Here is a 15015-nt window from a genome sequence, read left to right as displayed (position 1 = left end):
TCAGGCCCCGAGCAGCGGCAGGCTGCGGCGCGGGTTGTCGTCGCCCAGTTCGCCGAGCGCGAGCGCGGCGAACCGGATCGCGAACGGTTGCCAGGTCTCCTCGACGTCGGCCATCGCCCGGTCGCACGCGGCCACCACCAGCTCCGGGTCGTAGCCCAGCTCGGCCAGCATCGCCGAGTCGCGGGACCAGTCGGTGATCATCGCGGTGTCGCACTCGATGTGGAACTGGAGCCCCCACGCCCGGTCGCCGAGGCGGAACGCCTGGTGCGGGTGGCGGGTGGACGCGGCGAGCAGCGTCGCGCCGTGCGGCAACTCGGTGATCTCGTCGGCGTGCCACTGGAGCACGTCCGGCATCAGCGGCACGTAGCGGAACAGCGGGTCGGTCTCGGCGGCGTCGCGCCGGCCCACCACTGTCGGCCCGACCTCCGGCCCGGACGGGCTGCGGTCGACCTGGCCGGCGTGCGCGGTGGCGAGCAGCTGCGCGCCCAGGCAGATGGCCAGCGTGGGCACCCGCCGGCGGACCGCCTTGCGCAGCAGCCCCTCCACCGCCGGGAACCAGGGTGCGCCGGGGCTGCCGTCGGCCAGCGGGTGGGCCTGCTGTTCGCCGCCGAGCACCACGAGCGCGGCGTACCCCTCCAGGTCGGCGGGGAGCGCGTCGCCCGCGTGCGGACGCAGGACGCGCAGCTCCAGGTCCCCCTCGGTGAGCCACTCGCCGAGGCGGCGGAGGTCGTCGGTCGGGTCGTTCTCGATCACCAGCGCGGTCGCCACGACGTCGAGGCTAGCCGGTACGCCCGAACGCGGGCGGCGCGGCTCGGCGGCACTAGGCTCGCGGACGTGCCCACCGACGACTGCCTGCGCCCACCGGCCCTGCGTCCCGGGGACGCGGTGATGCTGGTGTCGCCCTCCGGGCCGACCCGTCCCGAGCGGGTGGCCCGCGGCATGGAGCTGCTCACCGGTTGGGGCTTGCGCCCGGTGCCCGCGCCGAACGCGTACGCCCGGCGGGGTTATCTGGCCGGCGACGACGCGCAGCGGGCCGACGACCTGAACCTCGCGTTCGCCGACCCGGAGATCCGCGGCGTGATCTGCACCCGGGGCGGGTACGGCGCGCAGCGGGTGGTCGACGCGATCGACATGGCGGCGGTACGCCGTGACCCGAAGGTGGTGGCCGGCTTCTCCGACATCACCGCGTTGCAGTTCGCGCTCTGGCGGGGCGCCCGGCTGGCCGGGGTGCACGGTCCCGGCGCCGCCTGGCGGGACGAGCGCACCCCGCTCCGCTCGGCGGAGTCGCTGCACGCCGCGCTGACGACCACCGCGCCGGTGACGGTGGCGGCGGTCGAGGCGGAGGAGACGTACCCGGTACGGGTGCCCGGCCGGGCCGAGGGCCGGCTGCTCGGCGGCAACCTGTGCCTGATCACCGCGTCGATCGGCACCCCGGACATGCCGGACCTGACCGGGGCGATCCTGCTGGTGGAGGAGGTGCAGGAGCCGCCCTACAAGGTCGACCGGATGCTGACCCACATGCGTCGCTGCGGCGCCCTGGCCGGCGTGGCCGGGGTGGCGGTCGGCCAGTTCACCGAGTGCGCCGACGGCTGGGACACCACGGTGGTCGACGTGCTCACCGACCGCTTGGGCGACCTCGGCGTCCCGGTCCTGGGCGGCCTCCCCATCGGCCACGGCCCATCTCAGCTCACCGTCCCGGTGGGCACCCCCGCCGTCCTGGACACCACCGCAGCCACCCTGACGGTAACCCCCGCCGTCCGCTGACACCCCTGCTTCCCCCGGCCGTCGATCATGAAGTTAGCGGCGGTTGTGGATCTCTGCGCCGCCGCCAACTTCATGATCACCGAGGTCAGGCGAGTGGGGTGAGGTGGGCGACCGCGCCGGTTTCCAGGGCGGTCCAGATTGCGCCGTCCGGGGTGACCGTGAGGCCGTGGGGTTCGGACGCGGGGGTGGGCAGGGGGTGGTGGGTGAACGTGCCGTCCGGGGTGACGTGGGCGATGCGGTTCGCGGCCCACTCGGTGAACCAGCAGCCGCCGGCCGGGTCGGCGACGATGGCGTGCGGGCGGGCCGTCCGGTCCGGCAGCGGGAACTCGTCGACGCGCCCGTCCGGGGTGATCCGGCCGACCTGTCCGGCGGCGATCTCGACGAACCAGAGCGCCCCGTCGCCGCCGCGCGTGATGCCGACCGGCCCGGCGGCCTCGGTCGGCAGCGGATGCAGCGTCACGGAGCCGTCCAGGTCGACCCGGGCGATCGCGTTCGCCTGGTTGAGCGTGAGCCAGAGCGCGTCGTCCGGCCCGGCGGTCAGCATCGACGGGAAGCCCTTGGCGACCGGCAGCGGGAACGTGCGGACCTCCCCGTCCACGGTGACCCGGCCGACCGTGTCGTCGCCCATGCCGGCGTACCAGAGCGCGCCGTCCGGGCCGGCGACCAGGCCGCACGGGGCGCAGCCGGGCAGGAGCGCCACCGAGTCGGCCCGGCCGTCGACGGTGATCCGGCCGAGCCGGTGGTCGCCGGAGCGGGTGTACCAGAGCGCGCCGTCCGGGCCGGTGGTGATGATCAGAGGCCGGCTCTCCGGCGGGTCGGTGCGGTAGGTCCGCACCTCACCGTCGAGCCCCAGTCGGGCGACGCCGCCGGAGCCGGCCAACGTCAGCCAGAGCGCGCCGTCCGGACCGACCGTGATCGAGTACGGGCCGGAGCCCGGCCCGGTGAGCGCGACCTCGCGGATGACGGGCTGTGTCATGGAGTGACCTCTCGTCGGGAATCCGCCCAGCCTTCCCACCGTCGCGGTGAGCGCGCAACCACATTTGTCCCGGTCCCGGGCGCCAACTGCCAGCTCGCTGACAGGTTCACCACGGGTTCCCTCCAGCTCCGGCGGTCACTGTCGGTGACGTCATCGCACCACCACCGCGAAGGAGACCCGCATGATCCGCACGACACGGAAGCGCCTGCTGGTCGGCCTGGCCGCCGCCGGAGTGCTCGGCGTCGGGATCGCCGCCCCGACGGTGGCGCTCGCCGACGACAACAGCCCGAGCCCCGCCCCGAGCGCCAGCACCGACAACCGCGCCGACCACCGCGCCGACCGGCAGTCCGAGTTCGCCGACGCGCTCGCCAAGGAGTTGGGCGTGCCGGCCGACAAGGTCACCGCCGCGCTGGAGAAGCTGCGCGAGCAGCGCCAGGCCGACCGCCCGGAGCGGCAGGCCGACCGTCCGGAGCGGCCGAAGCCGCCGTCGACGGAGGACCGGCAGGCCGCCCTGAAGGAGCGGCTGGACCAGGCCGTCAAGGACGGCAAGCTGACCCAGGAGCAGGCCGACGCCGTGTTGAAGGCCGCCGAGGCCGGCGTGTTCCCCGGCCCGGCCGGGATGCCGGGCGGTCCCGGCGGGAAGCCCGGCGCCGGCCACCGCGGCTGGCACGGTCAGGACGGCGAGACCGGCCAGAACGGCACGAGCGGCTCGGACGGGGAGGCCGGCACGGCCGGCGCGTGACCTGGGTGGCCCCGCCACCCCTCGCCGGCCTCATTCCCTCCTGGCCGGCCCGGCGGGGCCACCCTCGCTGGTAAGGCGGGGCCCCCGCTTAACGCATTCGGTATAGGCGGGGCCCCCGCTTAACAACCCGGCGCGCGACGGATCAGCGGGGCTGGGGTTCGGGTGCGGTTGTTATCGTCTGGGCGACCACAACCGCACCCGAAGCGCGCTCAGCCGCCGGCCGGCGGGGTGAAGACGCCGAGCAGGTTGCCGGACGGGTCACGCAGCCGGGCGTGGGTCAGACCGGTCGGGGTGGTCACCGGCGACGCCACCACCGTGCCGCCGGCCTTCTCCGCCTGCCGGCAGCTCTCCGCCACGTCGGTCACCTGGGCGTAGAAGATCGCGTAATTGTCGGCGCCGGAGTCGGTCCCCCGGATCGCGCCGCCGATCCCCCGCGCACCGCCCGCCCCGGTCTGCCGGTACGACCGACCCGGGCCACCCTGCTCCTCGAAGCTCCAGCCGAACAGGTCGGCGTAGAAGCGCTGCGCCTCGTCCGGCCGGTCGGAGCCGATCTCGAACCAGGTCACGGGCGTGCTGGACATGCTGCCTCCTCACCGCGCCGGCCGGTCGGCCGACGTCGTCAGGATCCAGCGTCGGGCAGGTCCGCGACAGCGTCCTGTCGGCGTTTCTCCGGCGCGCCGGGCGGATTTTCCGGCGACGGTGCCCGCCGGGCCGCCCGGTCCGGCCATGTCCCGCGGGCGGCGACGACCTTGGCCAGCATCGTCGATGACCCGGAGTCGACGCCTCGCTCCCGCAGCCGCGCCAGCACCTCCAACGCCGCCTCGGCGGGCGGGACGGCCTGCGCGCTGACCACCTGGCCGACCACCATGGCGAGCCTGGCGTCCACCGTCTCGTCGACGCCCGCCACCCGTTCGACGCACCGCAACATCGCGGTGGCGACCCCGGAATCCTGGACCAACGTCGCGCGACACTCCAGCAGCACCTCCGCCACCACCTCCGGGGACACCTCGTTGTCCTCGGCCACCCGGTCCAGCAGCAGGCGCAGAAAAGCTGCCCGGTCCCAGTCCTCGACCAGACCCGCCGCGTCCCCCGTCAGCCGTACGCAGCGCATGTACACGTCCTGCCGCTGCCGCTGACTCGCCGGACGCAGTGGCAACAGCCAGGCGGTGAGCAGCGCCCGGGCGGCCGAGAACGCGGTGCCGTCCGCCGGGACCTGGTAGGTCGTGAGCGCGGTGTGCAGCTGATCGATCACCGGTTCCACCGTGTGCACCAACAGCGCCTCGCCCCGGTCGCAACTCAGATGCGCGGCGCGCCGCAGACGCACCAGCAGCTCGACCGGCATGCGGTAGCCCGAGCCTACCGGCAGACCCGATACCCAGCCGAGGTCCGGTTCGGGCGGCACCGCGAACCGGCTGTCTGCCCAGACCCGGACGTCGCGGTTCGGGCCACTCCCTGTCCGCTCCAGCGCCAGCAGGTCGGCGAGACCGTCCCAGTCGTCGGCGCCGAGCTGCGACCGCCACAGCCCGACCTGGGCACGCCACTCGTCCACCACGACGGCCGGTTCTCCGAACAACTCGCGTCCGGTCACCTCCCCCACCGCCGACAGGACGAGCAGCAGCAGGTTGGCGCTGTAGGCGGCATGACGGGCGGCCGTCCGCAGGCGCCGGGGCCGGTAGCCGTCGAAACGGCGGGGCCCGGCGTGGTAAGCCGCGCCCCGGAACAACCGCAGCAGCAGCTGGGCGGACCTGCCCCGCTGCGCCTCGTCCCAGCCGGACACTCGTTCGTCGAGAAAACCGAGGACAGTCGCCCGGCTGCTCAGCACCCCGTGCGACAGCAGCGCGTGCAGCAGGTCGTCGGTGACCGGCTCGCCGCCCCAGGACAGGCTGGCGGCGGACTCGCGGGCCACCATGTCGGCCACCGCCTGCGCGGTGAGCCGCGCGACGAGGAACTCACCGAACGTCGCGTGCAGGAACTCGTACGTCTCACGGTGCCGCTCCTCGTCGACGGCCCGCGCCCGGTGGACGAAGAAGAACCGGCCCAGCACCACGTCCGCCGCCGGCAGCGGACTCCGCAGACCATCCGGCCGGCTCTCCGTCATGCCGGCGATGGGCAACGCCACCAGGTCGGCCCCCAACTCCTCGGCCGTCACCCACTGGGCGCCCCGGTTGAACATCGCGAACGCCACCACGGCGAGACGGCGCAGCTCCTCGTCGACCACCCGGTCGAGGTCCGGGCCGAGCAGTCCCGCGCGATGCTTGGTCACCTCCCGCCGGGCGAACCGTTGCAGCAGCCGCTCGTACAGTTCGCCGCGGCGCAGCTCCCCGGCTTGGCGCAGGTCGTGGCCCTCGGCGTCGTAAAGCGCGAGCATCAACAGCAGCAGCGGCTGTTCGGCCAGCTCACGGTGGGACAACACGCTGACCGGATCGAGCGGCCGGGCATCCGGCCCGCGAAACATGGCGGAGTTGGCCTGGTTCCAGGTCCGCACCCAGGACTCGACCCGCGGCTCGTCGAACGGTTCCAGCCGCACGGCCACCGTTCCGGGCGGGGGCTGCGCCCGGTCTGCCACGGTGGTGCGGCTGGTGATCAGCACCGCCACCGGCCGCCCCTGGCCCGCCTCACGACGCTGGAAGGCGGCCACCCGGCGCAGATAGTCGGTGTGGCTGACACCGGTGGCCTGGAGCAGTTCGTCGAAGCCGTCCAGCAGCACCACCGGCAGGGCGTCCCCGGCCGAGCGGGCCAACCCGGGCCAGTCGAGGCGCTCCCCGGTGTCGTCGCGGATCGCCTGCTCGATCTGGTCCTGTAGGTCACCGGCCGCGTACACCTCCCGCAGCACCACCCGCACCACGAGGAAGTCCGCCGCCGGTAGCTGGGCGGCGACGACCCGAGTGAGCACCGACTTGCCGGACCCGGGCTGCCCGAGGACCAGCAGCGGCGCCTGCGTCGCGCCCGGTCCGGTCAGGTGTACGACGAGGGCCTGCCACAGATCCTCCCGTACCGGCTGCTCGGCCCACCAGGTCTCGTCGGCGGGCCGCGCGAACGGGCTCAGCGCGGCGATCCGGCACAGGGGCGGCACGTACGCCTCGCCGAGCGTCGGCACGGTCAGGTTGGCCGGCACGTCGCCGGAGGGGACCACCGGCCGGCGCAGCTCGGAGCGGTAGGCGGCGGCGAGCGCCGCCCGGTGCCCGTCCGGGGCACGGCCGGTGGAGAACTCGGTCAGAGCCCGCCGCAGGTCGGCCAGCCCCAGCGACAGTCGACGGACCTCCGTCCGGGTCGCCTCGTGCTCGTGCAGGCCGAGCCAGAGCGACACTTCCGGGAAGTCGCCGGCCAGCCGGGTGAGCAGGTCCCGGTGCCGGTCCACGGCGGCCTCGGGCAACCCCAGCAGTGCCCGGCGGGTGGAGGGACTCCACCTGATCCCGGTCAGGCCGGCGAGTCCGTCCAGGAAGTACACGAGCCGCCCGGTCAGCTCTTCGTAGTACTGGACGAGCGCCTCGCGGAGCGCGGGGTATGGAAGGTGCGGACCGGGCAACGGCGCGGGAATGGTGAAGAGATGATCGACGAGGTAGTCGCCGTGCGCCGTGCTGGCACCGGCCAGCGTCAACTGCTCGGCCGCGGTGATGCCGACCTTCCCGACGACGAACGGGAGATCGATCTCGTTCAGCGCCTCGAAGAACGCGGTCACCGCGATCACCGCGTGGGCCGCCTCCAGCCGCTGCGTCCGCCCGTACCGGGACAGCCCGGAGCGCTTCTCGGACGCGGCGCGCACCAGCTCGTGGCCGAGCCGGACGAACTCCGCCTTGGCGTCGAAGATGCCGAGCAACGCCGGCACCGGCACCGACGCGGCCAGCAGCACCCCGCCGGTCAGCTTGTCGAACCAGTCGACGACCTTGCTCTTCTCGCCGCCGAGCAGACGGATGGCATCGGCGTAACTGAGCGTGTCGGGCACGCGCGTTCCTCCCCGGGACGGCGGACCCGCCAGCCTCCCCCATCCGGAACGGAAGCGCTGTCGGGTTTCAGACCAGGGTCAGCGGGCGCACCCGGTCGACCGGGATGTCGATGTCGTCGGGACGCAGCTCCCGGGTCACCGGCTCGGCCAGCGGGTGCACCGCGCGGATCCGGTCGGTGCGGAAGCAGCGCACCCCGTCGCGCAGCCGGCACCAGCCGACCAGATACCAGTGCGTCGAGTTGCCCAGGTAGGCCAGCGGCTCCACGTCGCGTAGCGAATCCGTTCCGCCCCGGTCGGCGTACCGCAGGCGCAGCACGCGCCCGGCGGCGACCGCGTCGGCGACGGCGGCCGGGACCGGCGTGCCCGGCCCGTCGCCGACCAGATGCACGCGGCCGGCGAGCCGGTGCGCCTCGGCCACCGCGGCCGGCGGCATCACCGCGACCAGCTTGCGCAGCGCGGCGCCGGCGGCCGGGGCGAACGGGGAGCCGCCCAGCCGGTGCAGCGCCACCGCCATCGCCACCGCCTCGGTCGGGGTCAGGTTGACCGGCGGCAGCGTGCGGGCCCGGTCGACGGCGTAGCCGCCGGTGCGGCCCGGCTCGGCCCAGATCGGCACTCCGGCGCCCTGGAGCGCGGCGATGTCGCGCTCGACGGTGCGGGTGCTGACCTCGAACCGCCGGGCCAGCCAGCGGGCGCTGCGCGGGCGCGGCGACACCGCGCGCAGCTCCTCCACCAAAGCGTAGAGACGGTCGGTGCGGTTCACCCCCGGGACGCTAGCCCGGGGGTACGACACCGTTACCTAGAGCGACAGGTAGCGCTGCCGCTCGTAGGGGGTGACCTCGCGGCGGTACTGCTCCCACTCGGCCCGCTTGTTGCGCAGGAAGAAGTCGAAGACGTGCTCGCCGAGCACCTCGGCGACCAGTTCCGAGCCGGCCATCACGTCGATCGCCTCGGACAGGTTCTCCGGCAGTGCCTCGTAGCCCATGGCACGCCGCTCGGCGCTGCTCAGCGACCAGACGTCGTCCTCGGCGCCCGGGGGCAGCTCGTAGCCCTCCTCGATGCCCTTCAGGCCGGCGCCGAGCAGGACCGCGAACGCCAGGTAGGGGTTGGTCGCCGAGTCCAGCGACCGGACCTCGACCCGGGCCGAGTTCGGCTTGCCGTAGGCGGGGACGCGGACCAGCGCGGACCGGTTGAGGTGACCCCAGCAGACGTACGCCGGGCTCTCGGTGATCCGGTCCGGCAGCGCCTGCGGGAACAGCCGCTTGTACGAGTTGACCCACTGGTTGGTGACCGCGGTGTATTCGCGGGCGTGGGTGAGCAGCCCGGCGATGAACGACTTGGCGACCTTGGACAGCTTCATCGGGTCACCGCCGTCGTGGAAGGCGTTGCGCTCCCCCTCGAACAGCGACAGGTGGGTGTGCATGCCGCTGCCCGGCTGGTCGGTGAACGGCTTCGGCATGAAGCTGGCCTGCACGCCGGTGGAGAGCGCGACCTCCTTCACCACGTGCCGGAACGTCATGATGTTGTCGGCGGTGGTGAGGGCGTCGGCGTAGCGCAGGTCGATCTCCTGCTGGCCGGGGGCGACCTCGTGGTGGCTGAACTCCACCGAGATGCCGATCCGTTCCAGCGCCAGCACCCCCTGGCGGCGGAAGTCACGCGCCACCGCGTGGGTGGTGTGCTCGAAGTAGCCGCCGGTGTCGACCGGGGTGGGCACCGAACCGTCCTGCGGGCCGTTCTCCAGCAGGAAGAACTCGATCTCCGGGTGGGTGTAGAAGGTGAAGCCCTTGTCGGCCGCCCGGGAGAGCATCCGGCGCAGCACGTGCCGCGGGTCGGCCCAGGAGGGGCTGCCGTCGGGCAGCAGGATGTCGCAGAACATCCGGGCGCTCTCGCCGCTGACCCCACCCTCGAACGGGAACACCTGGAACGTGGTCGGATCGGGCATGGCCACCATGTCCGACTCGAAGACCCGGGCGAAGCCCTCGATCGCGGAGCCGTCGAAGCCGATGCCCTCTTCGAAGGCTGCCTCCAGCTCCGCCGGGGCCACCGAGACGCTCTTCAGCGTACCGAGCACGTCGGTGAACCACAGCCGGACGAAACGGATGTCCCGCTCCTCCAGCGTACGGAGGACGAACTCCTGCTGACGGTCCACAGCCACCCCTCTGACATGTACGTCTTCCACCGGTCGGGTCGGCCCGGCTGACCGCTCAGTCTTCCCCGGGCTCGTTACGCCGACGTTACGCCCTTCCCCGCCGGGTCGTCCTGCCGTGTCCCGCCCCCAGAGACGCCGGCAGGTCAGCCGGCCGGTCAGCCGACCGTGAGTGGCCGGGGTCTCCCGCGACCGGCCGGATTCGACCGGGACGACTGGGGGAAGATGGGGACATGCCCACCCTGCGTCTCGCTCTGTGCCAGGTCAACCCGACGGTCGGCGACCTCACCGGTAACGCCGACCGGGTCCGCGCGTGGACCCGCAAGGCCGCCGACGCCGGCGCCCAGCTCGTCCTCTTCCCCGAGCTGATGGTGACCGGTTACCCGGTCGAGGACCTGGTCTTCCGCCGGTCCTTCGTCGCCGCGTCCCGGGCGACGCTGCACCGGCTCGCCGCCGACCTGGCCGGCGACGGCCTCGGTGACCTGCCGGTGCTTGTCGGCTACCTGGACGCGGACGGTCCGCCGCAGGTCAGCGCCGACGCCGAGCCGGGCCGGGGGGCCCGCAACGCCGCCGCGCTGCTGCACCGCGGCGAGGTGGTGGCCACCTACTTCAAACACCACCTGCCCAACTACGGGGTGTTCGACGAGGACCGCTACTTCGTCCCCGGCGACACCCTGACCGTGGTGCGTCTCGGCGGGGTCGACGTGGCGCTGACCATCTGCGAGGACCTGTGGCAGGCCGGTGGCCCGTTCGCGGTGGCCCGGCAGGCCGGCGTCGGGCTGGTGCTCAGCATCAACGGCTCGCCGTACGAGCTGAACAAGGACGACGCCCGGCTGCCGCTGGTGCGCCGGCGCGCCGCCGAGGCGGGCGCCGCCGTCGCGTACGTGAACATGGTCGGCGGCCAGGACGAGCTGGTCTACGACGGCGACTCGCTGATCGTCGAGGCGGACGGCACGCTGCTGGCCCGCGCGCCGCAGTTCGTGGAGCACCTGCTGGTGCACGACGTGACGCTGCCGGCGGCGCCGGAGGCGACCGGCGGCGCGTCCGACCTGGCCGACGGGATGCGGCTGGTCCGCCGCGAGGTGCCGGCGATCCCGCCCGCGCCGGCCGGACCGGCGGCGACCGGCGGGATCATCGAGCCGGTCGCCGACGAGGCCGAGGTGTGGCAGGCGCTGGTGCTGGGCCTGCGCGACTACGTCGACAAGAACCGCTTCCCCTCGGTGGTGCTCGGCCTCTCCGGCGGCATCGACTCGGCGGTCGCGGCGGCCCTCGCGGTGGACGCGCTCGGCCCGCAGCGGGTGGTCGGCGTCTCGATGCCCAGCCAGCACTCCTCCGAGCACTCCCGCACCGACGCCGAGGAGTTGGCCAAACGCACCGGCCTGGACTACCGGATCGAGCCGATCCAGCCGATGGTCGACACGTTCCTGTCCAACATGTCGCTGTCCGGCGTGGCGGTGGAGAACCTCCAGGCCCGGGTACGCGGCGTGATCCTCATGGCGCTGTCGAACCAGGAGGGCCACCTGGTGCTCACCACCGGCAACAAGAGCGAGCTGGCGGTGGGCTACTCGACGCTCTACGGCGACTCGGTGGGCGGCTACAACCCGGTCAAGGACGTGTGGAAGACGCTCGTCTGGCGGCTGGCGAAGTGGCGCAACGCGGACGCGGCGCGGCGCGGTGAGACGCCGCCGATCCCGGAGAACTCGATCGGCAAGCCGCCGTCGGCCGAGCTGAGCCCCGGCCAGCTCGACAGCGACACGCTGCCCGACTACGACGTGCTCGACCCGATCCTGATCGGCTACGTCGACGGCGACCTGGGCCGCGACGGCCTGATCGAGTCCGGCCACGACCCGGCGGTCGTCGACAAGGTGCTGCGGATGGTGGATACCGCCGAGTACAAGCGGCGGCAGTCCGCGCCCGGCACCAAGATCTCCATGAAGGCGTTCGGACGGGACCGGCGGCTGCCGATCACCAACCGTTGGCGCGAGGACGGCTGAGGCACTCCTCCCCGGCCCGTCGGCGGCCGGGAGTGAATTCCTCCACTCCGACCTGCCCGCGGCCGGTCGGCCGGTGCGACGATCGCGGGGAACCCGGGGACCGCGTGCGCGGCCTCGAGGAAGGAGATTGTCATGGTGGAGTCCACCCCGACCGAGGTGACCGCCCTCTACGGCGGGCCGGCCACCCGGCGGATCCGCACCCGCGACCTGATCGCCGCCAAGGAGCGCGGCGAGCGGTGGGCGATGCTCACCTCGTACGACCAGTACACCGCCTCGATCTTCGACCAGGCGGGCATCCCGGTGCTGCTGGTCGGCGACTCGGCGGCGAACAACGTCTTCGGCTACGAGACCACGCTGCCGGTGACCGTCGAGGAGCTGCTGCCGCTGGTCCGCGCCGTGGTACGGGCCACGAAGCACTCGCTGATCGTCGGTGACCTGCCGTTCGGCTCGTACGAGGAGGGGCCGGCGCAGGCGCTGCGTACCGCCGTGCGGTTCATGAAGGACGGCGGCTGCCACGCGGTGAAGCTGGAGGGCGGCCGGCGCTGCGCCGCCCAGATCGAGGCGATCGTCGGCGCCGGCATCCCGGTGATGGCGCACATCGGTTTCACCCCGCAGAGCGAGCACACCCTCGGCGGCTACCGGGTGCAGGGCCGGGGCGACACCGCCGAGGAGGTGCTCGCCGACGCCCGGGCGGTGACCGAGGCGGGCGCGTTCGCGGTGGTGCTGGAGATGGTGCCCGGCGAGGTGGCCAAGCGGGTCACCGGTGAGCTGCCCATCCCCACTGTCGGCATCGGCGCCGGCCCGGACACCGACGGCCAGGTGCTGGTCTGGCAGGACATGGCCGGGTTGCGCGCCGGCCGGGCGCCGCGCTTCGTCAAGCGCTACGCCGACCTGGCCGGCACGCTCACCGACGCCACCCGCCGCTTCGCCGACGAGGTACGCGGCGGCGACTTCCCCGCCCCCGAGCACACCTTCTGAGATGTAAGGCGGGGGCCCCGCTTAACGCTTTCGGTAGAGGCGGGGCCCCCGCTTAACACCCGACGTTAAGCGGGGCCCCCGCCTAACCGCGGGGCGGGGGCGCTCAGAGATCCGTCACCCGGATGCCGGCGTGCGCCTTGTACCGCTTGTTGATCGCGATCAGGTTCGCGGTGAACGCCTCGATCTGGTGGGCGTTGCGCAGCCGTCCGGCGTAGATGCCCCGCATGCCGGGGATCCGGGCGGCCAGCGCGGCGACCACGCCGACCAGATCCCGGTCCTCGGTGCAGATCAGCACGTCCAGGTCGATCCGGTCGACCTCCGGGTCGGCCAGCAACGGCGCGCTGACGTGGTTGAACGCGGCGCACACCCGGGAGTCGGGCAGCAGCGCGGCGGCCTGCTGCACGGCGCTGCCCTCGGCCACGGCCAGCGCGTACGGGCCCTGCTTGTCGAAGCCGAGCGGGTTGACGCAGTCCACGACGATCTTGCCGGCCAGCGGCCCGGCGAGCGCGGCGACGGTGGCGGCGTGCCCGTCCCACGGCACCGCGACGATCACCACGTCGCTGCGCCGGGCGACCTCGTCGTTGTCGGCGCCGGAGACCGAGGCACCGGAGACCGAGGCGCCGGCCGGAACGCCGGGCCACGCGGCGATCTCGGCGGCGGCCTGGGCGGCCCGGTCGGCGGCACGGGAGCCGATCAGGACGGTCTGCCCGGCCCGGGCGAACCGGTAGGCGAGACCCCGCCCCTGGTCGCCGGTGCCACCGATGATGCCGATGGTCAGCCCGGATACGTCGGGCAGCGTGGTCACGTCGTAAGCCATGCGGTCATCCTCGCAAAACGCGGCCGGCGTGGCGCGTCGAGGCGCTGTGAGAATCCCCGCGCCGGGCCACCCGGTCGACGCCCCGGGCCGGGGCGTCCGGACGCCAACGCCCGGCGCAACCAGGCGCGAGCGCGAGCCGATGCCCCGGTCAGGCCAGGCAAGCCCGCTCAGGCCAGGCCCGGTCAGGCCCGCTCGAAGGCGACCCGGCGTTCGGCCGGGTCGGCGACGGTCAGCCGGACCCGCACGCGCTCGCCGAGCGGCAGCTCGCCCGTGCAGCGGGCCCGCACCGGCGGCTCGTCCACCGCGACCGTGCCACCGGGCGGCCGACCGGGGCGGCCGTTGCCCGCTGGGCGCGGCTCGTCCACGTCCAGCACCGCCGCCTCGAACGTCTCCCCCACCCGGTGCGCCAGCAGCACCGCCTCGGCCAGTTCCACCGCGCCGCGGGTGGCCGCGCCGGCCACCCGGTCGGTCGTCGCCATCACCTCCGGCAGCTTCGGCAACGCCTCCCGGACGTACGCGGGCACCTCGCGGCCGTCGTGCAGGGCCAGGCAGGCCTCGGTGGCGTACCTGTCGGCGAGCCGGCGCAGCGGCGCCGTGACGTGCGCGTACGCGGCGGCCACCCCGCCGTGCTCCGGCTGCTCGGGCGCCGCGCCGTCGAAGGCGGTGTACGCGGCGCCGCGCATCAGCTCGGCGGCCTGGTCGACGAAGGCGGCGGACCGGGGTTGCGACGCGTCCAGCCCGGCGAGCACCCGGCCGACCGGTGTGCCTTCCGGCCAGGGCACGCCGAGCGGGTCGGCGGCCAGGTGCAGCCGCCCCACCGCCTCCGGCTTGGGCCGGGGCATCGTCCGCAGCAGGCCGATCCGGCCGGCGAGCATGATGTCGGCGGCGGCCATGCCGGTCAGCAGTGAGATCTGGGCGTTGTGCTCCTCCATCGCGGCGGGGCCGCGCAGCACCAGTCGCCACCCGTCGCCGTCGGGTTCGACGTCCTGCTCGGGCAGCGGCAGGTTGATCGCGCCTCGGTCCAGCCCGCGGGCGGTGAGCAGCGCGCCGATCTCGGGCAGCAGGGCGATCGGTTCGGGCAGGCGGCCGGCGTCGGCGTCGCGTTGCACGCCGCCGTAGTCGAGCTTGGCGCGGCTGCGTACCCGCGCTCGTTCGAGGCTGACCGCGACGGTGCCGCCGTCGGGGTCCAGGTCGATGGTCCAGAGTACGGCGGCCCGGTCGACGTCGGGCAGCAGGCTGGCCGCGCCCTCGCTGAGCGTGTGCGGGTGCAGCGGCACGTTGCCGTCGGGCAGGTAGACGGTCTGCCCGCGCCGCCAGGTCTCCGCCTCCAGGTCCCCGCCGGGGCGTACGTGGGTGAGCACGTCGGCTATCGCGTACCGCACCCGGTAGCCGCCACCGGGACGGCGGGTGAGGTGCATGGCCTGGTCGAGGTCGCGGGAGGTCGCCGGGTCGACGGTGACGAACGGGATGTCGGTCCGGTCGGCGACGGCCGGCAGCGGCGCGGTGGCCGCCGTGTCGGCCTCGCGCTGGGCCGCGGCCGGGAAGCTCTCGGGCAGTCCCAGCTCGCGGCGCAGCGCGCCGAAGTCGATGCGGGGGGCCAGTACGCGTCGGATCACCACGCGGCCAATCCTGACAGCGCTCGGCACGTTCCGCTCATC

The 15015-nt window shown here is 73.8% G+C and carries 12 protein-coding genes; 4 read left to right on the top strand and 8 right to left on the bottom strand.

The features are described from left to right. Positions 1–768 (bottom strand): type 1 glutamine amidotransferase, encoded by a 768-nt coding sequence (locus O7602_RS06600; protein ID WP_281587329.1) that lies wholly within the window; start codon positions 766–768, stop codon positions 1–3. A gap of 66 nt (positions 769–834) precedes the next feature. Between O7602_RS06600 and O7602_RS06595 the strand changes: the two genes are divergently transcribed. After that, positions 835–1764 carry an LD-carboxypeptidase gene (locus tag O7602_RS06595; protein WP_281587328.1) on the top strand — a complete coding sequence of 310 codons (930 nt, stop codon included), beginning with the start codon at positions 835–837 and terminating at the stop codon, positions 1762–1764. 85 nt (positions 1765–1849) lie between these two features. Here O7602_RS06595 and O7602_RS06590 read toward each other — a convergent pair whose 3' ends face one another. Next, the gene (locus O7602_RS06590) at positions 1850–2740 is read right to left on the bottom strand and encodes a virginiamycin B lyase (protein WP_281587327.1); all 891 of its coding nucleotides are present in this window, start codon (positions 2738–2740) and stop codon (positions 1850–1852) included. Positions 2741–2921: 181 nt separating this feature from the next. On the opposite strand from O7602_RS06590, the gene O7602_RS06585 reads away from it, so the two are divergent. Beyond that, positions 2922–3482, top strand: coding sequence for a hypothetical protein (locus tag O7602_RS06585; protein ID WP_281587326.1), 561 nt, complete (start codon positions 2922–2924; stop codon positions 3480–3482). A 209-nt stretch (positions 3483–3691) separates the two neighbouring features. On the opposite strand, the gene O7602_RS06580 is transcribed toward O7602_RS06585, so the two are convergent. From O7602_RS06580 to glnA, 4 genes are all read right to left on the bottom strand, one after another. After that, complete coding sequence (locus O7602_RS06580; protein WP_281587325.1) at positions 3692–4063, bottom strand: VOC family protein; 372 nt, start codon at positions 4061–4063, stop codon at positions 3692–3694. Between the two features lie 38 nt (positions 4064–4101). Then, complete coding sequence (locus tag O7602_RS06575; RefSeq protein ID WP_281587324.1) at positions 4102–7425, bottom strand: hypothetical protein; 3324 nt, start codon at positions 7423–7425, stop codon at positions 4102–4104. A gap of 67 nt (positions 7426–7492) precedes the next feature. Further along, entirely contained in the window at positions 7493–8185 is a 693-nt protein-coding gene (locus O7602_RS06570) for a YafY family protein (RefSeq protein ID WP_281587323.1), read from the bottom strand. 36 nt (positions 8186–8221) lie between these two features. Further along, on the bottom strand, positions 8222–9571 hold the full coding sequence (gene glnA / locus O7602_RS06565) for a type I glutamate--ammonia ligase (protein WP_281587322.1): 1350 nt from the start codon (positions 9569–9571) through the stop codon (positions 8222–8224). Positions 9572–9801: 230 nt separating this feature from the next. On the opposite strand from glnA, the gene O7602_RS06560 reads away from it, so the two are divergent. Then, positions 9802–11562 carry an NAD+ synthase gene (locus tag O7602_RS06560; protein WP_281587321.1) on the top strand — a complete coding sequence of 587 codons (1761 nt, stop codon included), beginning with the start codon at positions 9802–9804 and terminating at the stop codon, positions 11560–11562. A gap of 132 nt (positions 11563–11694) precedes the next feature. After that, on the top strand, positions 11695–12540 hold the full coding sequence (gene panB / locus O7602_RS06555) for a 3-methyl-2-oxobutanoate hydroxymethyltransferase (protein ID WP_281587320.1): 846 nt from the start codon (positions 11695–11697) through the stop codon (positions 12538–12540). A gap of 103 nt (positions 12541–12643) precedes the next feature. Here the strand turns inward: panB and npdG are convergent, their stop codons facing one another. Continuing rightward, complete coding sequence (gene npdG, locus O7602_RS06550) at positions 12644–13357, bottom strand: NADPH-dependent F420 reductase (RefSeq protein WP_281587319.1); 714 nt, start codon at positions 13355–13357, stop codon at positions 12644–12646. A gap of 182 nt (positions 13358–13539) precedes the next feature. Continuing rightward, positions 13540–14976 (bottom strand): RNB domain-containing ribonuclease, encoded by a 1437-nt coding sequence (locus O7602_RS06545; RefSeq protein ID WP_281587318.1) that lies wholly within the window; start codon positions 14974–14976, stop codon positions 13540–13542. Positions 14977–15015 lie beyond the last annotated feature (39 nt).

Source organism: Micromonospora sp. WMMD1128, assembly GCF_027497235.1.
In the GTDB taxonomy this organism is placed as follows: domain Bacteria; phylum Actinomycetota; class Actinomycetes; order Mycobacteriales; family Micromonosporaceae; genus Micromonospora.
The sequence above is the reverse complement of the archived record's forward strand: the minus strand, read 5'-3'. Positions and strand labels throughout refer to the sequence as shown.